At 58.6% G+C, this 25,825-nt stretch carries 17 protein-coding genes, 4 tRNA genes, 1 rRNA gene and 1 riboswitch; of the genes, 5 read left to right on the forward strand and 17 right to left on the reverse strand.

Annotated features, from left to right (window positions below):
- Nucleotides 1-54 precede the first annotated feature (54 nt).
- Both AB4P90_RS22005 and AB4P90_RS22010 read right to left on the reverse strand, forming a co-directional pair.
- Nucleotides 55-1,591: ribosomal RNA gene (locus AB4P90_RS22005) — 16S ribosomal RNA — on the reverse strand.
- 566 nt (nt 1,592-2,157) lie between these two features.
- Nucleotides 2,158-2,234 (reverse strand) — tRNA-Arg (locus AB4P90_RS22010).
- A gap of 322 nt (nt 2,235-2,556) precedes the next feature.
- Between AB4P90_RS22010 and AB4P90_RS22015 the strand changes: the two genes are divergently transcribed.
- The 3 genes from AB4P90_RS22015 (at nt 2,557) to AB4P90_RS22025 (ending at nt 3,697) form a co-directional block, all read left to right on the forward strand.
- Nucleotides 2,557-2,784, forward strand: a complete 228-nt coding sequence (locus AB4P90_RS22015; RefSeq protein WP_014719587.1) for a hypothetical protein — start codon at nt 2,557-2,559, stop codon at nt 2,782-2,784.
- Between the two features lie 11 nt (nt 2,785-2,795).
- The gene (locus AB4P90_RS22020; protein WP_003193590.1) at nt 2,796-2,975 is read left to right on the forward strand and encodes a PA3371 family protein; all 180 of its coding nucleotides are present in this window, start codon (nt 2,796-2,798) and stop codon (nt 2,973-2,975) included.
- Between the two features lie 395 nt (nt 2,976-3,370).
- A complete protein-coding gene (locus AB4P90_RS22025) occupies nt 3,371-3,697 on the forward strand; it encodes an Arc family DNA-binding protein (RefSeq protein WP_003193592.1) in 327 nt (108 codons plus the stop codon).
- A gap of 101 nt (nt 3,698-3,798) precedes the next feature.
- On the opposite strand, the gene mgtE is transcribed toward AB4P90_RS22025, so the two are convergent.
- From mgtE to ltaE, 8 genes are all read right to left on the reverse strand, one after another.
- On the reverse strand, nt 3,799-5,241 hold the full coding sequence (gene mgtE, locus AB4P90_RS22030; protein WP_003193593.1) for a magnesium transporter: 1,443 nt from the start codon (nt 5,239-5,241) through the stop codon (nt 3,799-3,801).
- A 348-nt stretch (nt 5,242-5,589) separates the two neighbouring features.
- Nucleotides 5,590-5,666, reverse strand: a tRNA-Arg gene (locus AB4P90_RS22035).
- A gap of 72 nt (nt 5,667-5,738) precedes the next feature.
- A tRNA-Arg gene (locus tag AB4P90_RS22040) sits at nt 5,739-5,815 on the reverse strand.
- Nucleotides 5,816-5,923: 108 nt separating this feature from the next.
- Nucleotides 5,924-6,014, reverse strand: a tRNA-Ser gene (locus tag AB4P90_RS22045).
- A gap of 62 nt (nt 6,015-6,076) precedes the next feature.
- Nucleotides 6,077-6,265 (reverse strand): carbon storage regulator CsrA, encoded by a 189-nt coding sequence (csrA, locus tag AB4P90_RS22050; protein ID WP_003175645.1) that lies wholly within the window; start codon nt 6,263-6,265, stop codon nt 6,077-6,079.
- Nucleotides 6,266-6,439: 174 nt separating this feature from the next.
- The gene (locus tag AB4P90_RS22055) at nt 6,440-7,681 is read right to left on the reverse strand and encodes an aspartate kinase (protein WP_003193595.1); all 1,242 of its coding nucleotides are present in this window, start codon (nt 7,679-7,681) and stop codon (nt 6,440-6,442) included.
- Nucleotides 7,682-7,776: 95 nt separating this feature from the next.
- Nucleotides 7,777-10,395: an alanine--tRNA ligase gene (alaS, locus tag AB4P90_RS22060; protein ID WP_014719590.1), complete on the reverse strand. Its 2,619-nt coding sequence runs from the start codon at nt 10,393-10,395 to the stop codon at nt 7,777-7,779.
- Nucleotides 10,396-10,541: 146 nt separating this feature from the next.
- Nucleotides 10,542-11,546 carry a low-specificity L-threonine aldolase gene (gene ltaE / locus AB4P90_RS22065; RefSeq protein WP_014719591.1) on the reverse strand — a complete coding sequence of 335 codons (1,005 nt, stop codon included), beginning with the start codon at nt 11,544-11,546 and terminating at the stop codon, nt 10,542-10,544.
- 190 nt (nt 11,547-11,736) lie between these two features.
- A riboswitch (FMN riboswitch) is annotated at nt 11,737-11,906 on the forward strand.
- A 97-nt stretch (nt 11,907-12,003) separates the two neighbouring features.
- Between ltaE and AB4P90_RS22070 the strand changes: the two genes are divergently transcribed.
- Entirely contained in the window at nt 12,004-12,513 is a 510-nt protein-coding gene (locus AB4P90_RS22070; RefSeq protein WP_003193604.1) for a 6,7-dimethyl-8-ribityllumazine synthase, read from the forward strand.
- Between the two features lie 133 nt (nt 12,514-12,646).
- Here AB4P90_RS22070 and astE read toward each other — a convergent pair whose 3' ends face one another.
- From astE to AB4P90_RS22105, 7 genes are all read right to left on the reverse strand, one after another.
- On the reverse strand, nt 12,647-13,651 hold the full coding sequence (gene astE / locus AB4P90_RS22075) for a succinylglutamate desuccinylase (protein WP_014719592.1): 1,005 nt from the start codon (nt 13,649-13,651) through the stop codon (nt 12,647-12,649).
- Between the two features lie 11 nt (nt 13,652-13,662).
- A complete protein-coding gene (locus AB4P90_RS22080; RefSeq protein WP_003175651.1) occupies nt 13,663-13,950 on the reverse strand; it encodes a hypothetical protein in 288 nt (95 codons plus the stop codon).
- A gap of 26 nt (nt 13,951-13,976) precedes the next feature.
- A complete protein-coding gene (gene astB, locus AB4P90_RS22085; protein WP_103452218.1) occupies nt 13,977-15,323 on the reverse strand; it encodes an N-succinylarginine dihydrolase in 1,347 nt (448 codons plus the stop codon).
- 156 nt (nt 15,324-15,479) lie between these two features.
- Nucleotides 15,480-16,949 carry a succinylglutamate-semialdehyde dehydrogenase gene (astD, locus tag AB4P90_RS22090; RefSeq protein ID WP_166405422.1) on the reverse strand — a complete coding sequence of 490 codons (1,470 nt, stop codon included), beginning with the start codon at nt 16,947-16,949 and terminating at the stop codon, nt 15,480-15,482.
- Nucleotides 16,946-17,971: an arginine N-succinyltransferase gene (gene astA, locus AB4P90_RS22095; protein ID WP_003193612.1), complete on the reverse strand. Its 1,026-nt coding sequence runs from the start codon at nt 17,969-17,971 to the stop codon at nt 16,946-16,948. The genes astD and astA overlap by 4 nt, the downstream gene beginning before the upstream one ends.
- A 51-nt stretch (nt 17,972-18,022) precedes the next feature.
- Complete coding sequence (gene aruF, locus AB4P90_RS22100) at nt 18,023-19,042, reverse strand: arginine/ornithine succinyltransferase subunit alpha (RefSeq protein WP_003175655.1); 1,020 nt, start codon at nt 19,040-19,042, stop codon at nt 18,023-18,025.
- Between the two features lie 212 nt (nt 19,043-19,254).
- Nucleotides 19,255-20,475, reverse strand: coding sequence for an aspartate aminotransferase family protein (locus AB4P90_RS22105; protein WP_014719595.1), 1,221 nt, complete (start codon nt 20,473-20,475; stop codon nt 19,255-19,257).
- A 301-nt stretch (nt 20,476-20,776) separates the two neighbouring features.
- On the opposite strand from AB4P90_RS22105, the gene AB4P90_RS22110 reads away from it, so the two are divergent.
- The gene (locus AB4P90_RS22110; protein ID WP_395605375.1) at nt 20,777-25,825 is read left to right on the forward strand and encodes a dermonecrotic toxin domain-containing protein; all 5,049 of its coding nucleotides are present in this window, start codon (nt 20,777-20,779) and stop codon (nt 25,823-25,825) included.

Here is a 25,825-nt window from a genome sequence, read left to right on the forward strand (position 1 = left end):
TCAATGAATCAAGCAATTCGTGTGGGAACTTATGGAGCAGCTGATGTCGTCGATTAAGGAGGTGATCCAGCCGCAGGTTCCCCTACGGCTACCTTGTTACGACTTCACCCCAGTCATGAATCACACCGTGGTAACCGTCCTCCCGAAGGTTAGACTAGCTACTTCTGGTGCAACCCACTCCCATGGTGTGACGGGCGGTGTGTACAAGGCCCGGGAACGTATTCACCGCGACATTCTGATTCGCGATTACTAGCGATTCCGACTTCACGCAGTCGAGTTGCAGACTGCGATCCGGACTACGATCGGTTTTATGGGATTAGCTCCACCTCGCGGCTTGGCAACCCTCTGTACCGACCATTGTAGCACGTGTGTAGCCCAGGCCGTAAGGGCCATGATGACTTGACGTCATCCCCACCTTCCTCCGGTTTGTCACCGGCAGTCTCCTTAGAGTGCCCACCATAACGTGCTGGTAACTAAGGACAAGGGTTGCGCTCGTTACGGGACTTAACCCAACATCTCACGACACGAGCTGACGACAGCCATGCAGCACCTGTCTCAATGTTCCCGAAGGCACCAATCTATCTCTAGAAAGTTCATTGGATGTCAAGGCCTGGTAAGGTTCTTCGCGTTGCTTCGAATTAAACCACATGCTCCACCGCTTGTGCGGGCCCCCGTCAATTCATTTGAGTTTTAACCTTGCGGCCGTACTCCCCAGGCGGTCAACTTAATGCGTTAGCTGCGCCACTAAAAGCTCAAGGCTTCCAACGGCTAGTTGACATCGTTTACGGCGTGGACTACCAGGGTATCTAATCCTGTTTGCTCCCCACGCTTTCGCACCTCAGTGTCAGTATTAGTCCAGGTGGTCGCCTTCGCCACTGGTGTTCCTTCCTATATCTACGCATTTCACCGCTACACAGGAAATTCCACCACCCTCTACCATACTCTAGTCAGTCAGTTTTGAATGCAGTTCCCAGGTTGAGCCCGGGGATTTCACATCCAACTTAACAAACCACCTACGCGCGCTTTACGCCCAGTAATTCCGATTAACGCTTGCACCCTCTGTATTACCGCGGCTGCTGGCACAGAGTTAGCCGGTGCTTATTCTGTCGGTAACGTCAAAATTGCAGAGTATTAATCTACAACCCTTCCTCCCAACTTAAAGTGCTTTACAATCCGAAGACCTTCTTCACACACGCGGCATGGCTGGATCAGGCTTTCGCCCATTGTCCAATATTCCCCACTGCTGCCTCCCGTAGGAGTCTGGACCGTGTCTCAGTTCCAGTGTGACTGATCATCCTCTCAGACCAGTTACGGATCGTCGCCTTGGTGAGCCATTACCTCACCAACTAGCTAATCCGACCTAGGCTCATCTGATAGCGCAAGGCCCGAAGGTCCCCTGCTTTCTCCCGTAGGACGTATGCGGTATTAGCGTCCGTTTCCGAACGTTATCCCCCACTACCAGGCAGATTCCTAGGCATTACTCACCCGTCCGCCGCTCTCAAGAGAAGCAAGCTTCTCTCTACCGCTCGACTTGCATGTGTTAGGCCTGCCGCCAGCGTTCAATCTGAGCCATGATCAAACTCTTCAGTTCAAACATCTTTGGGTTTTTAAGAAACCCTAAACTTGGCTCAGCAATCGTTGGTTACATCTTTGATTTCTCGCGGAGTAACTTGTGATGCTGATAATCTTGTTGACTATCAGTCTGACTCCACAAGCACCCACACGAATTGCTTGATTCAGTTGTTAAAGAGCGGCTGGTTAAGATCTTTCGTCTCAACCGAGGCGCGCATTCTACAGCAGCCTCATTTGCTGTCAAGTGGTTATTTTCAGAAGCTTTCGAAGATTTCTTCAACAACTTCAACCACTTGCGCTTGCGATCTCTCGTAAGCGGGAGGCGAATTCTACAGGGATCGCCATGAACGTCAACCCCCTTATCTTAAAAAAAGCGAAACACTTACTCGCCTATAAAAACCAGGGTGCCCCACCGCCTCTTCTATATAGAAGGAGCGCACAACCTAGGGACGTGAATTATTCCCACCCACACAAATGCATCTGGATCTCAACCGAAAGAAGCGCGGCTGGATCCCGCACAGGCGAGGAACGAGGATGACTGTTGTTGAGACCGACGAATACCAGGAGGGGAAAGCTTTACAGAGATGGTGTCCCAGGGCCGGTTCGAACGGCCAACCTTCCCCTTAGGAGGGGGATGCTCTATCCAATTGAGCTACTGGGACAAATGCCACGCTTACCCTGAAGGGCTAGCGACAGACGGCGTGCATCTTAACGGCCGAGGCTGGTTTTGTCATGTCGTCCGTTGGCATTTTGACTGTAGGCCAATCCTTGCGCGTACGTTCATAGCCTCATTCAGCATGCCAAGACTTTCACCCTCATCGTGCAAATTGCACTACGCCAATATGCCATCATTGCAAACTGCAACCCAGCGCCCTCAAAAAACAATCTTAACTCCTTGTTTTTATTGGAATAATAGATTGGCACGACATCTGCAAAGCCATAAACACAAAACCAATCGTTCCAGGCACCGTGGAGACTATGATGATGAACAGCGCCCTTCTACTAGCACTGAACGCTGTGGCACTGGCTACGGTGGTGACGTTTCATTTTCAGCCGACCAGTACTGAAGACGGCGCGCAAATCAGCCAAGCCATTCCCCACCATCTGCAACAGCGACCTCAGTTGGCACTGATGACTGCAAACCCCCAGTCTCCCATCCGCCTGACCCAAGATACACAATCAGCGCCAGCGGCCGAGCATTGGGTTTTCTGAGAACACTATTCATGTCGAAATCTGCCTGGTTGTTTCTGTGCTTGACGCTCCTATCTGTTGCGCTAGGCCTGGGAGCTACATCACAACAAACTCAAACCCTAGCCTTCGTCGCCAGCGCCGTGCTGGGCAGCCTACTGGTACTGACGCTAATCAAGGGTCGCCGAATCAAATTCGATCCGCTCCTGCGCTAACCCCCTTCCCCCATCTCCCTCCCCTACCTTATGTCGCCTGACACTCGTAAATAGGCGAACAGCTACTAACCTTAAGCTTGAGGGCAAAAGGCCATATCGCTATAGGACGGGCGCCCTTCAACCCGGATGCCGTGCAGGCTTGGGCGAAGATTGACGAGCTTCGCTGCAGTCGCAGGATTTTTTCTAACCAGTCCGCAAAAACGTAAATCAGTACTGGCATAAAGCCTGTAGGCGGTTCAATATTTGTCACAGAATTGACGCCAATGAAATGTCAAATCTGAGGCATGATGCGGCCTCTTTGCAATTCGGGTTGAACTTTGGTCGTGAGCCTTGTCTTAACACTCATCTTGCGGCCAATTCCAGAAACCGCTCCCCTGAACTAACCGGTTAAATATATGCGCCCATTGAAACAGGCAATTTATTCCAGCCGTACGGCTGACAAATTCGTCGTACGTCTGCCAGACGGAATGCGGGAACGCATTGCCGAGGTGGCTCGCAATCATCACCGCAGCATGAACTCCGAAATCATCGCACGCCTGGAACAAAGCCTTATTCAGGAAGGTGCCTTGGGTGAAGAGTTGAGCATGCGCCTGGACAGCCCCGAGCTGTCACTGCACGAACGCGAACTGCTGCAGCGTTTTCGTCAGCTCTCCCACCGCCAGCAAAATGCTCTCGTCTCGCTTATCGCGCATGACGTGGAGGCGGCCGCAGAAGCCAATTGATTGACACCTGAAAGCCGAAGCCAGCCATGTGCTGGCTTTTTTTTGCCTGGAGTTTGGGAATAAGAAGCAAAGCGAGGGCAGATTTGCCCCCGCTGGAAGGGTCAGAGCAGGAAGATCGTTGCCAGGCCCAGGAAGATGAAGAAACCACCACTGTCAGTCATGGCCGTGATCATCACACTGGCACCCATGGCAGGATCGCGACCTAGACGCGCCAGGGTCATGGGAATCAACACCCCCATCAAGGCCGCCAGCAACAGGTTAAGGGTCATGGCCGCAGTCATTACCACGCCCAGGGACCAACTGCCGTAGAGCAAGTAAGCCACCACGCCAATCACACCGCCCCACACCAATCCGTTTATGAGGCCTACCGCCAGTTCCTTACGCAGCAGCCGTGAGGAATTGGCAGTACTGACCTGATCCAGCGCCATGGCGCGCACGATCATGGTGATGGTCTGGTTCCCGGAGTTACCGCCAATACCCGCCACAATCGGCATCAACGCCGCCAAGGCCACCAGCTTCTCGATGGAGCCTTCAAACAACCCGATCACGCGAGAAGCGATAAACGCGGTAATCAGATTGATAGCCAGCCAGGCCCAGCGGTTATGCAGTGAACGCCAGACCGACGCGAAAATATCCTCCTCTTCACGCAAACCCGCCATGTTGAGGACTTCGGTTTCACTTTCTTCACGGATCAAGTCGACGATTTCATCGATGGTCAGACGACCGATCAACTTGCCGTTCTTATCCACCACCGGAGCCGAGATCAAGTCGTAACGCTCGAATGCCTGGGCCGCGTCGTAGGCATCTTCGTCCGGATGGAAGCTCACGGTATCGCTGGCCATCAGGTCAGCAACTTTCTTCTCCGGATCATTGACCAGCAGGCGCTTGATCGGCAAAACGCCTTTGAGGATCCCCTCATAGTCGACCACAAACAATTTGTCGGTGTGGCCGGGCAATTCTTTTAGACGGCGCAGGTAACGCAACACCACTTCCAGGCTGACGTCTTCGCGAATGGTGACCATCTCGAAGTCCATCAGGGCGCCGACCTGATCCTCGTCGTACGACAGCGCGGAACGCACACGCTCACGCTGCTGCGTATCGAGCGCCTCCATCAACTCATGGACAACATCACGGGGCAGCTCAGGTGCCAGGTCAGCAAGCTCGTCCGCATCCATCTCCTTGGCGGCAGCCAGGAGCTCGTGGTCATCCATGTCGGCGATGAGCGTTTCACGCACCGAGTCCGATACTTCCAGAAGGATGTCACCGTCACGATCAGCCTTCACCAACTGCCACAGGGTCAGTCGGTCATCCAACGGCAAGGCTTCAAGAATATAGGCGACGTCGGCGGAGTGCAGGTCATCGAGCTTGCGTTGTAGCTCGACGAGGTTTTGCCGGTGAACCAGGTTTTCGACGCGGTCGTGGTTCGGACCTTCCTGGCGGTGCGTGAGGTCTTCGACCACGCGCTGGCGCTGCAGCAGCTCGATAACTTGAGCCAGACGATCCTGCAGGCTTTCTTGTGTCTTCTTTACTTCTACTTCGGTCATAGGCGAACTCCACTCCCAGCAGCGGGGCACGCCGGAAGGATCAATCAGTCAATTCATGATTGGTAAAGCGGGGCACTGAGTAACTACTGGGTAAGTCCATGGAGGTATTCCACAAGCCCCGGCGGGGCTGACGGGCGCATGATACACCGCCCGGACGTTTTAAACGTTAAAAAACTGGAAAGAACAAGCGCTTGCACGCCAAAGCTCAGTATTGGCTGCATCTATGAACTGCGACGACGCAGGCGCATGGGAAAACACATGAAGAGGGAGAAAAAGGAGGACGCCGGATAAAACCCACACAAACCCGAGACGGCAAAAAGCCCGCACTAGGCGGGCTTTTTGTTTGTATGGTGCACTCGACAGGATTCGAACCTGTGACCGCTCGGTTCGTAGCCGAGTACTCTATCCAGCTGAGCTACGAGTGCAGATTGTGTTTTTAGACCAGATCACAACTGGTTGAAGCCAAGCTACCTGCATCACTGCAACTAACTCTTAAATGGTGCACTCGACAGGATTCGAACCTGTGACCGCTCGGTTCGTAGCCGAGTACTCTATCCAGCTGAGCTACGAGTGCATTTGTTGCCGCGCATTATAGGCCGTTCAATCTCTATGTAAAGCTATTTTTTCGAGTATTTTCAACAACTTACCGAAAAAACCAGATTGCAACGTACTAAGCAAATAATGGCGGAGAACGGGGGATTCGAACCCCCGACACCCTTTTGAGGTGTACTCCCTTAGCAGGGGAGCGCCTTCGGCCACTCGGCCAGCTCTCCGCAACACGGGGCGTATATTAACCACGTTCCTCCCCGTTTGCAAACATAAAAAACGATAAAAATTAAAGGCTTGGTTCTTCGTCCTTCTCTTTCTTGATCCGCAGGTAGATTTCCTCGCGGTGGACCGCCACCTCTTTCGGAGCATTAACCCCAATACGTACTTGATTGCCTTTAACGCCGAGCACCGTCACGGTGATTTCGCCATCACCGATAATCAGGCTTTCTGCGCAACGACGAGTCAGAATCAGCATACCTTTCACCTCACGCATTTCAGTTCAGGAACAACAGTCTGCAAAAAAAAAGCATTCGACCTACAACCAAAAGGTCGTAGCCCTACTCGCTAAGTATTGTCGAGCCCATGCAAAAGACCATGTACCCCACAAAAAAATGAAAGGCGCGGTAAACCGCGCCTTCCTGGCAACGCATCACTCGCCCTGTCGGGCCGGAGCATCCAACTCAAAAGCCGTATGCAGCGCGCGTACAGCCAGTTCCAGGTACTTCTCTTCGAGCACTACCGAGACTTTGATTTCCGAGGTGGAAATCATCTGGATGTTGATACCTTCTTTGGCCAGGGCCCCGAACATACGGCTGGCAACGCCAGCATGGGAACGCATGCCCACCCCTACGATCGACACCTTGGCAATCTTGGTATCGCCGACCACTTCACGGGCGCCAATCTCGCTCGCTGTGTTCTGCAGGATTTTCAATGCTGCATCGTATTCGTTGCGGTGCACGGTGAAGGTGAAATCGGTGGTGTTATCGTGCGAAACGTTCTGCACGATCATGTCGACTTCAACATTCGCATCGCTGACAGGACCCAGAATCTTGAAAGCCACGCCCGGGGTGTCTGGCACGCCACGGATCGTCAGCTTGGCTTCATCGCGATTGAAAGCGATGCCGGAAATGATCGGCTGTTCCATGGATTCCTCTTCATCAATAGTAATGAGGGTGCCCGGACCCTCCTTGAAGCTGTGCAATACGCGCAGCGGAACGTTGTACTTGCCGGCGAACTCCACCGCACGAATCTGCAACACCTTGGAACCAAGGCTGGCCATTTCCAGCATTTCTTCAAAGGTGATCTTGTCCAGCCGCTGGGCCACGGGCACGACGCGTGGGTCAGTGGTGTAGACGCCATCCACATCGGTATAGATCTGGCATTCGTCCGCCTTGAGCGCTGCCGCCAGGGCCACACCGGTGGTGTCCGAACCGCCACGACCCAGCGTGGTGATGTTGCCGTGCTCATCCACACCCTGGAAACCCGCTACAACTACCACGCGCCCTGCTTTCAGATCAGTACGAATTTTCTGATCATCAATTTGCAGGATCCGCGCCTTGGTATGTGCGCTGTCTGTAAGAATGCGCACTTGGCTACCAGTGTAGGACACCGCTGGCACGCCACGCTTGTTCAGCGCCATGGCCAACAGCGCAATGGTCACCTGCTCGCCCGTGGAGACGATCACATCCAGCTCACGCGGCAGCGGCTGTTGATCACCGCTGATGGCTTTGGCCAGATCGATCAGGCGATTGGTCTCGCCACTCATGGCCGACAGCACCACTACCAGGTCATCACCAGCATCGCGGAACTTCTTAACCTTGTCGGCGACCTGCTCGATTCTTTCGACAGAACCAACCGAGGTGCCTCCAAATTTCTGTACGATCAAAGCCATTTCCAAGCCGCCTCAGCCCGTAAAGGGGCGCCTAATATCCAATCCACCTGCACTGAACAAGCCCGTGACTAGACCACGGGCCGGTTAACAGTGCTTTAAATACCTGCCTCGACAAATGGCACGGTCAAGGCCAGGGCCGCGTCCAGCGCTGCGGCATCGACACCACCGCCTTGCGCCATGTCCGGACGACCACCGCCCTTGCCGCCCACTGTCGCAGCGGCTTGCTTCATCAAATCACCGGCTTTGAGTTGGCCAGTCAGGTCCTTGGTTACACCCGCAACCAGAACGACCTTATCCTCATGGACACTGCCGAGCAGGATCACTGCGCGGCCGAGCTTGTTCTTCAACTGATCGACCAAGGCCAACAGCGCCTTGCCATCCTGGCCGTCCAGGCGCGCCGCCAGGACTTTTACGTCCTTGACGTCAACCGCCGCGGCCGACAGGTCATCGCCCGCAGCGCTCGCCGCTTTGGCCTGCAACTGCTCCAGCTGTTTTTCCAGCGCACGGTTGCGCTCCAGAACGGCGGACAGCTTGTCGATCAGGTTGTCGCGGCTGCCCTTGACCAGGCCGGCCGCTTCCTTGAGTTGTTCTTCGGCTGCATTGAGATAAGCCAGGGCCGCAGCACCAGTCACCGCCTCAATACGACGTACGCCCGAGGCCACACCACCTTCGCTGATGATCTTCAGCAGGCCGATATCGCCGGTGCGGTTGGCGTGGATGCCACCACAGAGTTCTACCGAGAAGCTGCCGCCCATACTCAGTACGCGAACTTCGTCGCCGTACTTCTCGCCAAACAGCGCCATGGCGCCTTTGTTCCTGGCGGTCTCGATATCGGTTTCTTCAGTTTCAACCGGGGTGTTCTTGCGAATCTCGGCGTTCACGATGTCTTCCAGGGCCTTGATCTGCTCAGGCTTGATCGCTTCAAAGTGGCTGAAGTCAAAACGCAGGCGCTGGCTGTCCACCAACGAACCTTTTTGCTGCACGTGCTCGCCCAGGACCTGGCGCAGCGCGGCGTGCAGCAAGTGCGTGGCCGAGTGGTTCAACGCCGTGGCATGCCTTACATCGGCATCGACCTGGGTGTCTACCGGTGCGCCCACAGTCAAGTTGCCCAGCACCAGCACACCGTGATGCAGGAACGCACCGCCGGTCTTGGTGGTGTCGCGCACGTCAAAACGACCGGATGTCGAGCTCAGGAAACCGCAATCGCCAATCTGGCCACCCGACTCGGCATAAAACGGCGTCTGGTCCAGCACCACAACCGCCTCTTCACCCTCGCTCAACACGTCGACCGACTTACCGTCTTTATAGATGGCGACGATCTTGGCCGAGCCCGCAGTCGCCTTGTAGCCGGTGAACTCGGTCGGTACGTCAACCTTGACCAGGGTGTTGTAGTCCAGGCCAAAGGAGCTGGCCGAACGTGCGCGCACGCGCTGGGCTTCCATCTCACGCTCGAAACCGGCTTCGTCGACGGTCAACTCACGCTCGCGGGCGATGTCGGCAGTCAGGTCCATCGGGAAACCATAGGTGTCGTACAGCTTGAACACCACATCACCCGGCACCACGGTGCCTTTGAGTTCAGCCAGGTCCTGTTCCAGAATTTTCAGGCCGTGCTCCAGGGTCTTGGAGAATTGCTCTTCTTCAGCCTTGAGCACCCGCTCGATGTTGCTTTGCTGTTGCTTGAGTTCCGGGAAGGCATCGCCCATCTCGGCAACCAGCGCGGCCACGATCTTGTAGAAGAAGCTGCCGGTAGCGCCCAGCTTGTTACCGTGGCGGCACGCACGACGGATGATGCGACGCAGCACGTAGCCACGGCCTTCGTTGGAAGGCAGCACGCCGTCGGCGATCAGGAAACCGCAGGAACGGATATGGTCCGACACCACCTTGAGCGAAGACTGGCCTTCATTGGCGCAGCCAATGGCTGCCGCCGAGGCGCTCAGCAGGTTGGTGAACAGGTCGATTTCGTAGTTGGAGTGAACGTGCTGCATCACCGCACTGATCCGCTCCAGGCCCATGCCGGTGTCTACCGACGGTGCCGGCAGCGGATGCAACACGCCATCGGCGGTGCGGTTGAACTGCATGAACACGTTGTTCCAGATCTCGATGTAGCGGTCGCCGTCTTCTTCCGGCGAGCCTGGCGGGCCACCCCAGATATCGTCGCCGTGATCGTAGAAAATCTCGGTGCACGGGCCGCACGGGCCGGTATCGCCCATGGTCCAGAAGTTATCGGACGCGTAGGGCGCGCCTTTGTTGTCACCGATACGGATCATGCGCTCGGCAGGTACACCGATTTCCTGGGTCCAGATGTCATACGCTTCATCGTCCGTCGCGTACACGGTGACCCAGAGTTTTTCCTTGGGCAGCTTCAGCACGCCGGTGAGGAAGGTCCAGGCGAACGTGATCGCGTCTTTCTTGAAATAGTCGCCGAAGCTGAAGTTACCCAGCATCTCGAAAAAGGTGTGGTGACGGGCGGTGTAGCCGACGTTTTCCAGGTCACTGTTCTTGCCGCCGGCGCGTACGCACTTCTGGCTGCTGGTAGCGCGGGTGTAGGCGCGCTTTTCCTGGCCCAGGAAACAGTCCTTGAACTGGTTCATCCCCGCGTTAGTGAACAGCAGGGTTGGGTCATTGCCTGGGATCAAGGAGCTGGAGGCTACACGGGTGTGGCCTTGCTCTTCGAAGAAGCGAAGGAAGGCTTCACGGATTTCTGCGCTTTTCATTAGGTTCTTCCACGGAGGCTGCGGCCAAAGGCCAGTGCGCAACATCATCAGACGGAGCGACGGCAAAGGGCCGCATTATATCGGCCCTTTGCCGGTGGTACAGCGTGTTTATGTGATAGAAACAGTCAATTAGACGGCCTGCACTGTCATTTCTGCGAAAACGCGACGAATGTCTGCACCACTTGCTCGATCTGCGCCCGGCTCACATCCAGATGGGTGACCATGCGCAGGCGCGGCGCGGCGCTCAACTTGACCCCACGCTCGGCCGCAAAGGCCTTCAGCGCCTGCGCCTGATCACCTACCTGCACATACACCATATTGGTCTGCACCGGCTCGACGCTGTAGCCGGCCTTGCGTAACTCATCGCCCAGCCATTGCGCGTTGGCATGGTCGTCAGCCAGGCGCTGCACCTGATGATCCAGAGCATACAACCCCGCCGCCGCCAGGGAGCCCGCCTGGCGCATGCCGCCGCCGACCATCTTGCGCAAGCGCCGAGCCTTGGCGATCAGCGCCGTCGAGCCACACAGCACCGAGCCGACCGGCGCACCGAGGCCCTTGGACAGGCACACCGACACCGAATCGAAATGCTGGGCGATTTCTCGCGCATCCACCCCCAGCTTGACCGCCGCGTTGTAGAGGCGCGCGCCATCCAGGTGCAGGGCCAGGCCATGCTCGTGGGTAAATGCACGGGCCTTGGCCAGGTAATCCAGCGGCAGCACTTTGCCCTGCATGGTGTTTTCCAGCGCCAACAGGCGTGTGCGGGCGAAGTGGAAGTCGTCGGGCTTGATGGCGGCAAGCACTTGGTTCAGATCAAGGGAGCCATCAGCTTGAACTTCCAGGGGTTGCGGCTGGATCGACCCCAGCACCGCCGCACCGCCGCCTTCGTATTTGTAGGTGTGAGCCTGCTGGCCGACGATGTATTCCTCGCCGCGCTCACAGTGAGCCATCAACGCCAGCAGGTTGCTCATGGTACCGGTGGGCACGAACAGCGCCGCGGCAAAGCCCAGGCGCTTGGCCAACTCGGCCTCCAGGCGGTTGACGCTGGGGTCTTCGCCGTAGACATCATCGCCGCTGACGGCGCTGGCCATTGCGTCGAGCATGCCGGGGGTAGGTTGGGTCACGGTGTCGCTGCGCAGGTCGATCACGGTCATGAAGGGGGCCTCTAACGGAGTGGATAAGTCCTTTTGTGTGTGATTACTGCGGGCAAAGCCACGGAATATCAAGCCCCTATTGCATTCATTCGAATACCAACCAATCAAACCGATATAAGTTATCGAGACGGCAGCCGTGCAGTTTTCGAAAAACCATGTTAAAAACTCTGCGCCGCCAGGGTTCTGGTGGCAACGTTCTCAGGGCGGGGTGCAATTCCCCACCGGCGGTAATTGCACGCAATGTGCATAGCCCGCGAGCGCTTGGCGCCTCGAACTGCTCAGGCAGGACGGCGACGAGGTCAGCAGACCCGGTGTGATCCCGGGGCCGACGGTCATAGTCCGGATGAAGAGAGAACGGGATTGGCACCTAAGGGCCGCGCGCTTGTTTGCGCATGCGTACCCTTAAATCCCATTCGATTCATAACGCCCTGTTTTTTTCTTAAACAGGAGTCAGAACATGCAACCCACCGCAATCGACAGCAAAAGCAAAAACCATCACGGCGAGCGCGTCGCGTTTATCCAGGCCTGCTGGCACAAGGATATTGTCGACCAATCGCGCAAAGGCTTCCTCGCCGAAATGATCGCCCAGGGTTATCAGGAATCGGACATCGACTTCTTCGAAGTCGGCGGCGCCTTTGAAATGCCCCTGCACGCCAAGTTGCTGGCCAAGACCGGCCGTTACGCCGGCATCGTCGCTGCCGCGCTGGTGGTGGACGGTGGCATCTACCGTCACGAATTCGTCGCGCAATCGGTAGTCAGCGGCCTGATGCAGGTGCAGCTGGAAACTGAAGTGCCGGTGTTCTCGGTGTCCCTGACGCCGCACCACTTCCATGCCGGCAGCGAGCACACCACGTTTTTCTACGAGCACTTCGTGCACAAGGGCCAGGAAGCGGCGCGCACCTGCGCCGATACCCTGCACAAGGTACGCGCGATCCGTCGTAGCGAGCCGCGTGCGGTAGCGGTCTAAATCCAAGCCTCACCGCAAACCAGTGTGGGAGCTGGCTTGCCTGCGATGCAGACACCTGGGTGTATCAGTGATACCCAGGTGATGTTATCGCAGGCAAGCCAGCTCCCACATTGGACTGAGCCAGACTTGGCTCTCAGGCCAGGCCGGCATCCGTGGTGGGCACGATCAATATCCCGGCGCGCAAGCCGTTCTTCACCTTTGGGTTGGGAAAGATAATGCGGGCGCCCTCCTCCTCGATCACCCAACGGGTCTTGGCCACGTCTTCGGCCAGCAGGTAGCCCCTTTCCAATTCCGAAAAGTTTTCCACATCTGCGGGCAGGTGCATCAGGAAGGCGTCGCTGTGCTTGATCACTTCTCGCGCAACGGCGAAGAGTTGCAGGCCGTCGAGGCTACCGGTCTCAGGCTCGTTGCCCTCGATGATCTGCTTCAGACGCGCTTCCAGGCGCGACACGTCCACACCGTCGTTCTGCCCGAACGGCCGGGCCTTGCCCAACTCCAGGGTGAACGCCTCGGCGCCGAGTTGCTCGTAGGTAAACGCGGTGAAGGTAATCGAGGTTTTGTTCTGCAGCAGCACCGCCTGCATGCCAGCCGCGTTCAGCCGCTCCAGCTCACGGCGCGAATGCTGTCGGTCTTCTTTCCACGGGTACAACGCGAACTGTTCGATTTTCGAACCACGAATCGCGGTATGCAGGTCGTAATGCAGGCGCGAACGGCCAGGCAGGCTGAAAAAGCTGCGGGCCAATTGCTCAAGCTCGGCGGCGCGCATGGCTTCGGGGCCGATGTTTTGTTCATGCCGGCCATTGAACAGCCGGTTGACGTCCAGCTCGAGGTAACGCTCACCGCGGCGCATGGCCTCGGTATTACCGAACAGGAACAGAATACGGGTGCGGGGTTTGATCTCCCCGCGGGCAATGCCATGCAACAGGCGGTCGAGCAATTCGATCGGCGCGGTTTCGTTGCCATGGATGCCGGACGACAGCAGCAAGTCGCTGCCGTTGTCCAGAGCTTCAGGAGGGCGCACTTCAAGCGCGCCTTCGCTGAGCCAGCGCATCTGCACGCCGTCGACAGTCAGTTGAATTTTTTGCGCCGGTTCACGACCGGCGAGGGTCAGTTCAAGCAGTTTGCCGAGGGCGAGCATAAGCAGCTTCCTTAGTGGTTGCAGCCTGGGCCATGGACGTGATCGTCGTCGTCACCTTCAACGTCGGCCGGTTCCATTTCCAGTTGCAGGCTCATCAGGTTGGTGGCCAATGGGCGCATCAGCAGGTTGGCGTACTCGGCGTCGCCCTCTTCTACGTCTACGCCAATCAGCAGTTGGCCGCGGCCATCGTGCTGGATCCAGATCTCCTTGCCCTGCCAGACCACGGCGACGCGGGTGCAGGAGGTTTCCAGCTGGGTGCCGTCGGTGTCTTCAAGGATGAGTTTCAGGGTGTCGGTCATAAATAAAATATCTCAGCCGTGTGGCATTAATTGATCTGGAAAGGATAAACCGAGCCCAGTTTAAGGATTTGCGTCAGTTCATCCAATGCCGTCCGGCACTCAAGCAGCAACTGCGGGTCAGCCAGGTCGGTTTCGCGCAGGCTGTCACGGTAGTGCTTGCCCACCCATTGGGTCAGGGTTTCGTACAACGGCGCGGTCATGATAACCCCTGGGTTCACGGCCGCCAGCTCGGTTTCGTTCAACGCCACGCGCAGGCGCAGGCACGCCGGCCCACCGCCATTTTGCATGCTTTGCTTGAGGTCGAAGACCTTGACCTCGCGAATCAGCCCGCCGGCAGCGGTCAGCCCTTGCAGGTACTGCCACACGCGCTCATTGGCGCGGCACTCTTCCGGCACGATCAGCAGCATCGAACCATCAGGACGAGTCAGCAACTGGCTGTTGAACAGGTAGGAACGCACCGCGTCCTCGACACTGACCAACGCGCGAGGCACACACACCGACTGGAAGTTACCGCCCAGCTTGCCCAACTTGCCGTGCAGTTCGGCGAGCATCTGCTCGGTGTTGAGGAACGCATCCTCGTGATAGAACAGCACTTCGCCGTTGCCCACCGCGATCACATCGTTGTGGAACACACCCGCGTCGATCACCGCCGGGTTCTGCTGGGCGTAGACCACACCGTCATCCTTCAAGCCATGCAGGCGCGCAACGGCCTGGGAGGCTTCGAGGGTCTGGCGCGCCGGGTACTTCTGCGGGGCCGGGTAACGAGGGTCGAAAGCACTACGGCCGAACACGAAAAACTCGACGCCCGCCTCACCGTACTCACGACAGAAACGCGTGTGGTTGGCCGCGCCTTCATCGCCAAATTGCGCCACGGCCGGCAAGGCGGCGTGGTGAGCGAAATGCTTGCCATCGGCGAACATCGCCCCCAGCACGCGGCTGGTGGTGGGGTGCTCGATGCTGCGGTGGTATTTGCAATTGAGGTTGGCGGCAGTGAAATGCACGCGGCCGTCTGCGGTGTCGGCGCTTGGGCTGACGGTGGCGGCGTTGGCTACCCACATGCTGGATGCCGAGCAGCTCGCTACCAGCAAAGGCATAGCCTGCCTGGCAGCCTGCTCGATCACCTGGGCGTCGGTGCCGCTGAAACCCAAGCTGCGCAAGGCGGCTACATCCGGGCGCTCCTGGGGCGCCAATACACCTTGCACAAAGCCCATGTCCATCAGGGCTTTCATTTTCTGCAGGCCCTGCAACGCCGCTTCCTTCGGGTTGGAAGACTGCTGGCTGTTGCTTTGGGACGCGACGTTGCCGAAGGACAAACCGCCGTAGTTATGGGTCGGCCCCACTAGACCGTCAAAATTGACTTCACAGGATTTCATCGGCGAGGCTCCACGAACATCTGTTTTTATAGGCATCAAATCACTTGAATACACCACAGATCCATTGTGGGAGCGGGCTTGCTCGCGAAAACGGTGGTTCAGTCACTTCAAATGTTGAATGAAACACCGCATTCGCGAGCAAGCCCGCTCCCACATTTAGATCAGCGTTATACCTGGCGTGAGCGTTGCCGGGACTATCAGGCTCGGCGTCTCCAGCGAAGCCACCGGGTACGCGCAATAATCCGCCGCGTAATAGGCACTGGCGCGATGATTGCCCGACGCCCCGACACCACCGAACGGCGCGGTACTGGCAGCGCCGGTCAACTGCTTGTTCCAGTTGACGATGCCGGCGCGGCTTTCCAGCCAGAATTGCTGGTAACGCGCTTCGGAGTCCGACAACAGGCCAGCGGCCAGGCCGTACTGGGTGTTGTTGGCCTCCGCGATGGCACCGGCAAAATCCGCATAGCGGATCACCTGCAGCAGCGGCCCAAACAGCTCTTCATCTTCACGCTCCGTCACACCGGTTACGTCGATGATGCCAGGGGTCAACAAAGCGGCCTGAGCCTGAGGCTGAGTCATCTCCAGCAGTGCCACGGCGCCATTGGCCAACATCAGTTCCTGGGCTTGCATCAAGGCTTTGGCCGCAGCCAGGGAGATCACCGAACCCATGAACGGCGCCGGTTGCTGATCAAAAGCGCCCACTTCAATGCTCGCACTCACCGCCACCAGGCGCGCCAGCAAGGCATCGCCCCAGGCACCTTGCGGCACCAGCAAGCGGCGGGCACAGGTGCAACGCTGGCCTGCCGAGATAAACGCCGACTGGATGATGGTGTACACCGCCGCATCCACGTCGGCGACTTCGTCCACGACCAGCGGGTTATTACCGCCCATTTCCAGGGCCAGGATCTTGTCGGGGCGCCCTGAGAATTGCTGGTGCAAGTGGTTGCCGGTGCGGCTGGAGCCGGTAAAGAACAGGCCGTCGATGCCTGGGTTGGCCGCCAGGGCGATGCCGGTTTCCCGCGCGCCTTGCAGCAGGTTCAGCACGCCCGGTGGCAAACCGGCTTCGATCCAGCACTGCACGGTCAGCTCGGCGACCTTGGGGGTCAGTTCGCTCGGTTTGAACAGCACGGTGTTACCCGCCAGCAACGCCGGGACGATGTGCCCATTGGGCAAGTGCCCAGGGAAGTTGTAAGGGCCGAACACCGCCACCACACCGTGGGGCTTATGGCGCAACACTGCGGTGGCGTCGCCCAGGGGGCCGCTCTTCTCGCCAGTACGCTCGCGGTAGCTTTGCACCGAGATCGCAATCTTATTGGCCATGCTGGTGACTTCAGTGGCCGACTCCCACAGGGGCTTGCCGGTTTCTTCGCCAATGCAGCGGGCGATTTCATCGGCACGGCTTTTAAGCGTGGCGGCGAAGGTTTCCAGCACGCTGATGCGTTCTTCGAGCGGGCGCCTGGCCCATGCCGGGAATGCCTGACGCGCAGCCTGCACGGCGGATTCGACCTGTTCAGCGCTGGCACCGTTACCAGCCCACAGCACTTGCTGGGTCACCGGGTTGCGCGATTCAAACAACTCACCCTGGCCAGCCAGCCAGCTACCTGCGATATACAACGAATTCATTATTTGGACTCCCGAGCAGCAGACAACGCAACAGCACGTACTTGATCACCCACCACCAGCTGCAGGCGCTTGGCGGTCTGTGGATCGACCACCAGGGTACCTGCCGCCAGACGGGCCGGAGCGGCGGTGATACGGCATTCTTCGCGCTTGCGGTTATGGATCAGGAACGGCGTGGCGTCGTCCCCCGGCGTGCCGATGGCCAACACCAGTGACTGGCTGTCGCGCACCGCACGGATCTTGCTGGTTTCACATTCCACCGCCGGGCCGGCGTCGAAAATATCCACATAGCCCTGGTAGCTGAAGCCTTCGCTCTTGAGCATGCTCAGGGCCGGCTCGGTGTCCGGGTGGACCTTGCCGATCACATTGCGCGCGTCTTCGGAGAGAAAGCAGCTGTACAACGGGAACTTGGGCATCAGCTCGGCGATAAACGCCTTGTTGCCCACGCCGGTGAGGTAGTCGGCCTGGCTGAACTCCATCTTGAAGAAGTGCCGGCCCAGACTTTCCCAGAACGGCGAACGCCCGGCATCGTTGGACACACCGCGCATCTCGGCAATGATCTTGTTGCCGAACAGTTGCGGGAACTCGGCGATAAACAACATGCGCGCCTTGGCGAGCATGCGACCGTTGAGGCCGTTGCGGTAATCGGCATGCAAAAACAACGAGCACAATTCGGAATTACCGGTGAGGTCGTTGGCCAGGAACAGCGTCGGTATCTCACGGTAGATATTCAGTTCCTGGGAAGCGCTGACAGTCAGCCCAACCCGGAAGTTGTACCACGGCTCGCGCAGGCCAACGGCGCCAGCGATGGCAGAGATTCCCACCACGCGGCCTTCGTCGTTTTCCAGCACGAACAGGTAGTCGGCATCGCCGCGCCCGGCTTCGCCGCGAAAGGTTTTTTCCGCCCAGCCCACCCGGTGGGTCAGGCGCTCTTCGTTGGCCGGCAAGGTGGTGAGACCGGTGCCAGTGCTGCGCGCCAGATCAATCAGGGCCGGTAAATCGCTGCTGCGTACGGGACGAACGATCATGCTATCTCCTCGAACGGGCCGCTGTTGTCAGCCACCCGCGAAACTCTCTTTTTAAACCGCAACCAGGCGCACACTGGCGCCTTCACCAACACCCAGCGCTTCGGCTGCCGCCAGGTCCAGGGTCACCGGTTTGCCGGGCGCGTAGTCCAGCTCCAGCATCACCGCACGGTAATCCTGCAACTGCGCGTTGCTCACCAAGTACTGGCGGCCAACGCCCTTGACCATCTCGCCGATCTTCACCGGCACCACGCGGCTCTGGGCGATTGAGCGAATGCCCGAGACCCGGGCGTGCAGCGTCGGGCCACCGTCGAAGATGTCAATGTAATGGTCAGTTTCGAAGCCTTCACGCATGAGGATGTCGAAGGTGATTTGCGCACGCGGGTGCACCTGGCCCATGGCCTCTTGGGCTTCGTCCGGCAGCAGCGGCACGTAGATCGGGTAGTGCGGCATCAACTCGGCGAGGAAGGTACGGCTTTTCAGCCCGCACAGGCGCTCGGCGGCGGCGTAGTTGAGGTCGAAGAAGTTGCGGCCAATGGCATCCCAGAACGGTGAATCGCCGTTCTCGTCGCTGTAGCCGACAATCTCGGTCACCACCGAGTCGGCAAAGCGCTCAGGATGGCTGGCGACAAACAGCAGTCGGCCACGGGAATTGAGTTCCGACCACGGCGAACCGACCAGCTCAGGCACCACATAAAAGCTAGTGAGCAGGCTGTTGCCGGTAAGGTCGTGGCACTGGGAAAGCACGTGGATCTTGTTGTGGATCTTCAGCTCGCGGGAGGCGTGCACGAAGGTTTCGTTACGAAAGCTATAGAACGGCTCGGAGTAACCGGCCGAGGCTACGATAGCCGAGCAGCCGGCGAGCTTGCCGGTCTCGGTGTCTTCCAGCACGAAGAAATAGCTCTCTTCACCGTTGAAACTCACCTCGGCCGCGAAGGACGCTTCGCTGGCCGCGATCTTGTCGCTCAGGCGTTCCACATCATCCGGCAAGGAGGTGACACCAATCGGGCTGTCCGCAGCCAGACGCTGTACCTCGCCCAGATCAGCCATTTGCGCGGGGCGCATCACCAGCATGGTGTCACTCCTTAACTCGAAAACTCACAGAGGAAAAAATGCCGGACACAGGCCCCGGATACACATCGGTCTCAATGTGTAAGCAGATCCATGTGGGAGCTGGCTTGCCGGCGATACAGGCAACTCGGTATATCAACGGCACCGAGGTGATGCTATCGCAGGCAAGCCAGCTCCCACATTTGTTCAGGTCCGGCCAATAAAATGTGTCGCTATCAGGCTTGCGTCAACGTCTTCACAGCACGCTCAAAACGATCCAGGCCTTCATTGATGTCCGCCTCTTCCACCACCAGGCTCGGTGCAAAACGCACCACGTCAGGGCCGGCTTGCAGGATCATCAAGTTCTCTTTTTCGGCCGCGTTGAACACGTCCTTGGCCTTGCCTTTGAAGGCATCGCTGAGTACGCAACCGATCAACAAGCCCATGCCACGCACTTGGGTGAAGATGCCGTACTGCTTGCCGATCTGCTCCAGGCGCGCCTTGAACAGGTCGTGCTTGGCATTCACACCCGCCAGCACTTCTGGGGTGTTGATCACGTCGATCACCGCTTCCGCTACCGCGCACGCCAGCGGGTTGCCGCCGTAGGTGGTGCCGTGGGTGCCGACTACCAGGTGCTTGGCCAGGTCTTCACGGGTGAGCATCGCCGCAATCGGGAAGCCGCCGCCCAGGCTCTTGGCGCTGGTGAGGATATCTGGCGTCACACCGTAATGCTGGTAGGCAAACAGGTGGCCGGTGCGGCCCATGCCGGTTTGCACTTCGTCGAATACCAACAGTGCGTCGTGGGCGTCGCACAGCTCGCGAGCGCCTTGCAGGTAAGCCAGTTCGGCCGGCAGTACACCGCCTTCGCCCTGGATCGGTTCCAGAACCACGGCGCAGGTCTTATCGGTTACTGCCGCTTTCAGCGCAGCCAGGTCGTTATAAGGAACGTGGGTGATGCCGGTGATTTTAGGCCCGAAACCATCGGAGTACTTCGACTGGCCACCGACGTTGACGGTGAACAGGGTACGGCCGTGGAAGCTGTTCAACGCGGCGATGATCTCGTACTTCTCGCTGCCAAAACGGTCGAACGCCACGCGACGGGCCAGCTTGAACGCGGCCTCGTTGGCTTCGGCGCCGGAGTTGCAGAAGAACACGCGCTCGGCAAAGGTGGCGTCGATCAGCTTGTGGGCCAGACGCAACGCCGGCTCGTTGGTGAACACGTTGGAGACATGCCACAGCATGTTGGCCTGTTCGGTCAGTGCACCGACCAGCGCCGGGTGCGCATGGCCCAATACGTTGACCGCGATGCCGCCGGCAAAGTCGATCAGCTCGCGACCGGCCTGGTCCCACACGCGCGAACCTGCGCCACGTACAGGGATAAAGGCAGCAGGTGCGTAGTTGGGCACCATCACTTGGTCGAAATCGGCACGTTGCACCGGGGCTTGCTCAACGGACATCGGAGTCTCCTGAAGAGGAACGCCTGCCTGGAACTGGCGGGCGATGCAGGGATTGTAAGGACAGTTTTCAGCGCCACCTTGTCGCCAAGCGACAACTTCTTATAGCGCCAACCCCGGTTTTACGCGGGTTTACGGCAATGCGACATATTGCATCGCAATGGCGCAGTGTAAACGCTGCGTTCAGTGAGAGGCAGAGGCACGGCCCGCTGATTTTCGCCTAATGCCTTAACTATCTGCTGCCCGTGAACCCATCAGGCTTGCTGTGATGACAGTGACTCACTCCCACTGAAGGATCAGCCTCGTGCCCACGCCCTACCCCACGACCATCAGCCAGCGCCTCGCAGTCGCCGCCACCCAAGTACCCCCCGGGTTTCACACACGCCTGCCGGCCTGGCTGGCAAGCGCCTCGGATGACAAGCGCCAAGCCTTGAAGAATGCGCCACTGGACATTGCCAACTGGCAGGCAGACGCCAGCCGCCAGCAGCACGCGCCGCTCAAACAGGCGGTGGAGCAGAGCTGGGCCGCGCAAAACAAAGTAGACACGGCCCTGGCCGACCTCAAGACACCGCAGGCCTTCGCCGCGCCGCTTTTGCAACAGGCGTTCAAGACAAGATGGGGCGTGGAGATCGATGTCCGCACCACCCATCTGCGCCTGTATGCGCCCCTGACGATCCCACTGTTTCCTATAGAAACTGGCGGCGTCAAAGTCTGGACCGTTTCGTTGGTGGACGCCGCGCTGCATAACTTCGACGCAGCAGAAAGCGAGAAAACTGCCTTCACCGCGGACTCCAGCTTCATTACCCAACCCACCACCACCGGGCAATTCGACACCCTGCCCTCAGTGAACAGCAAAGTCAGCATCCAGACCTTCGTCGGGCTGTGCCGTGAACTGGACATCGGTGCGCAATACCAGAATTACCTCAAGACATTTTTCGGCTTCAAAGATGCCAAACGCAAGGCTTCGCTGCGCAGCACTGTCATCGAGAGCCTCAAAGCCGAGGCCCAAACTGCCGTACACCTGGCGCGCCTGAAAAAGGACGGCAGCGAGCGGGTGTTACGCACGCTCCAGGCTCAACTCAAAGGCATCAGCGGCCTGACACTCGACGGTAAGACGCTGCTCAGCCACGACCTGAGCCTGATGGACGCACCACTGGCCGGCATTGTGCTGTTCGCCGCAGACCTGGAACTGCACCACAGCGCAGTGCCCGTGGTGGCGTACATTCCCGGCGACCCACAGGCACCGCTCAAGTATTACCACGATGGCATCGCATTCATTCAAGACCTGATCCGCAAATTACGCGATGCCGATTACCAGGCATTCTTCAGCCGCTTTATAAGCCACGAGCACCGCGCCTACTTCTTTGCCAACCTGCATAACCGCTTGTCCCAGGTTACCTGGCATCACCCCGTCCCCGGCGACCCCAGGCCGACCTGGCGCGCCGAACCTGTGGCCAACCCCAACCTGCAGTTGCACGCGACGAAAATCACGGGCGAGCTGTACGAACACCTCTATGAAACCAAACTCAATAAGCTGCTCAATGACGCGCGAAGCATCGCCGTGTCCACCGCCGACGCCGACAGCAAGGCACGCTGGCAGCGCTGGGCCATCGTGCAGAAAATCGGTAAGGCCCTGCTCGAAATCGCCGCCTTCATCGCCACGCCGTTCATTCCCCCCCTGGGCTTACTGATGCTCGGCTACACCGCCTATCAACTGCTCGATGACGTATTCGAAGGCATCGTCGATTGGGCCGAGGGTCTCAAGCGCCAGGCGTTCGGGCACCTGATGTCGACCCTGGAGCAAATGGTGCAATTGGGTATGTTCGCGGTCGGCGCACCGATTGCCGAAGGGCTGCTACGCCAGGCACTGCCTCGGGAAGTCTGGGCGTTTTTCGAGCGCCTTCATCCGGTCAGCTCGGACGACGGCAAAACGCGCCTGTGGAGCCCAGACCTGAGCCCCTACGCCCACGACCTTCAATTGCCCACCGCCTCGCGCCCCAAGGCCGATGGATTGCATGCCTACGGGGACAAGCAGATCCTGCCCCTTGAAGGGCAACACTTTGCCGTCAAGCAACAAGCGGGCAACGCCGTGCTGGCGCACCCAAGCCATGCGCACGCCTACCAACCGCCCGTTATCGGCAATGGCAAAGGCGCCTGGATAACCCCACTGGATCACCCGCTGACATGGCATCGCAGCACCTTGTTGCGCAGACTCGGCGAGCCCGCCAACGCTCTCAGCGAAACCGGCCTGGAACAGGCACAGCGCATCAGCAGCACCGACGATGGTGCCCTGCGCAAACTCTACATGGACCGCCAACCGCCACCGCCCTTGCTGGCCGACAGCCTCAAGCGCATCCATATCGACCAGCAACTGCAAGACTTCATCGACCAGATGAACAGCGACGACCCACTGGTTTACGCAAAAGCCGACACGCAAACCCAACTCTGGCTGCTTAGCCAGACCGGCCTGTGGCCGGAATCCAAGACCCTGCGCTTTCTGAATGCCAAAGGCGAAACCGTATGGGAACACCCAGGCCGGGAAAATGCGGCGGTAGCGCAAATTCATGAAGCGCAGATGAACAACGGCGACCTGCTCAAGACCCTGCTGGAAACCCTCGACGAGTCAGAGCGCAAGACTGTGCTGGAGGAAGACTTCGGTAGCCCGGCCCCCCAACTGCATGTGCGCGCCGCCAAGCTGCGCAAACAGCTGGCACGCAGAGCCGAGGATAAACGCGCTTCGATGTTCGACGCGCGCTATCGAGGCCTGGAGCTGACCACCGATGCGCGCGTGCAAAAGCTCATCGACAGCACACCGGGCCTGCCCGTCAGCGCGGCCGAGGAGGTCCTGCTCAGTGCCCACGGCCAGGACTTGCTCGACATCGACCAGGGCACGCTGCCTTCGCACCTGGTCGAACGCGCACGCTGGGCGGCCCATCAGGTCAGAATCAGCCGGGCCTATGAAGGCCTGTACATGGGTGCGCTGGAGAGCGGCGACACCCATCGACTCGCCCTGCACTCCCTGGAAAAATTGCCGGGCTGGTCGCCTCAGGTGCGTCTGGAAGTTCGCGACTTCAAGCGCGATGGTCACCTGCGCGACGCTATCGGCCCCGCCCAGGCGCCCATCCGACGCCTGCTGCTGCGCACCATCGAAGGCGATTACATTCCCGAAGACAGCAAGGGCACCCTGCTTGGTGAAACCGATTTCTACACCGCCGTGCTCCAGGCACTCCCCGATGCACAGCGCGACGCACTGGCTATGCAGATAGGCCAAGGCCCGCACTTGAGAGAAACCTTGCGCCAACACACATTGGCACATGACGAACTTGGCGCCCTGCTGGCCGAAGTTCCGCTGCTCAAACCGTCCTATGACCCGACATTGGTGCGCCTACCCGGCGGCATGGAGGGCTACGACGCCAGCCCGGTCACCGCTGGCAGCAGCGAAGGGGTCTCGCTGGAGAGTCAGTTGCATGAGCTGTACCCACAACTGAGCCCCAGCCAGGTGACGGCCGTACTCGCCGCCATGCAAAACGATCCCGGCACACCTTGGGGTACCCTTCAATTTCTGAAGAAAGAGTTCTCGCAACTGGAAACCAACCTGCGGACATGGCAGCAGAATGTGCCGCAGACCCTTGTCGGTACAGATTTACCGTTGAGCCGCTGGCGGATTGCTGCGGAACAGCAAAATCGCTTTCTCTGGTCACAAAAACTGATCGGCGCCTGGCGCCACAACACCCCCGTAGACCCTGCTTATGACAACGGTCACCTGCTGCAACTCAACCAGCCCATTTATGGGGAACTGCCCGCGCTCGATACCCGCCTTGGGCACATCACTACCCTGGAATTCCAGGGTTACTTGACCACCCGCGGCACGCCGGGCTTCCTGGCATCTTTCCCCGGATTGCGCCGACTGGCCATCAGCGACATGACCCTCAGAACACTGCCCGGCGAAATCAGTGCATTGACCCACCTTAACGCGCTGACACTGCGCGGCTGCGCACTCAACCTGACCACCCCAACCCGAGCAGCCCTGGCCAACCTGACCGAGCTGCATACCCTTGACCTGTCCCACAACCCGTTGGTGCTGGCGCCCAATTTCGAAAACATGGCCAACCTGCGAACACTCAACCTGAGCCACTGCGGTATTTCCATCTTTCCCACAGGCCTGCTCAATCGGCCTCGGCTGGCAAACGCCAATCTCAGCCACAATAACCTGCGCAGGCTGCCAGAAGCCCTGTATTCGTTGCCCGCCAGTGCTGCCAAGGCCTACGACCTTTCCGGCAACCCGCTGACGCGCGCAACCCTGGAACGGATAAAAACCTACTGCCAGAGCACCGGGGAACATTTTGGCGTCCAAGCCAATCCAGATGAGGTTCGCCTGGTCCAAGCGCTTTACCCGACCTACAACGTTCCCGAGGCCAATCAATTTATCTTCAGGCTACCGGGCGGGCTGGATGATTCGATGGCGAATCTCGTGCGCCTCAAGGCCGACTACGAACGCTTGCAAGCCGACCTGCAGGAATGGGTGGTGGATGTGCCTGAGAGCCACCCCGTCACGAACCTGCCCATGGATGAACAGATTCGCCCACAGCAACAACTCATTCGAGCGCAAATCCGCGCTCTGCTGGAGCAAGGCTGGCGGCGTGAAACCAGCCTGGACTTAAGCCATGACCCGCTGACGCAGTCCCATCAAATGACATTGACCTTGCCGCTGTGGGGAGACCTGCCAAGACTGAATGTGGATTTCAAGCATATTTCCAAGCTGGAGCTGAGGGCACAGGAAACCACCTCGATACCCGAAGGTTTTCTGGAACGTTTCCCCAATCTGGAAAGCCTGCTGATCCACCGCTATGCCCTGCAAGACATTCCCGCTGGCGTCTTCAAGCTGCCCAAGTTGACCACACTCAGCCTCACGCAATGCAATCTGCGACTGACCCCCGACAGCGTCGCCGCCTTGAGCGACCTGCACGACCTGGAGTACCTGGACCTGAGCGATAACCCGCTGGCGCTGACGCCCGACGTCAGCAAAATGTCCGGCCTGGAAACCCTGATGATGGAAAACACCAGGCTTACCGAGGTGCCTCACGGGGTGTTCAACCTGACGTCGCTCACCCAACTGAACCTGAGCGATAACCACATCACCGAGTTGCCCACGGACCTGCTTGAAGTAGACCCGGACTCAGCGGCAGGCTTTGACCTGAGCGACAACCCCTTCTCACCCGTAGCACTTGCCATTCTGCGTCGCTATTACAACCGCACGGCAGTGGATTTCGATGTAGCGCAAGCCCGACAACCCGCGCCAGACCGCTCCAGCTCACGCTCTGCGACGTCATCCGAAACAGAGGGAGAAGAATAG

It is taken from the genome of Pseudomonas sp. B16120, assembly GCF_044218845.1.
Lineage (GTDB): Bacteria > Pseudomonadota > Gammaproteobacteria > Pseudomonadales > Pseudomonadaceae > Aquipseudomonas > Aquipseudomonas paracarnis.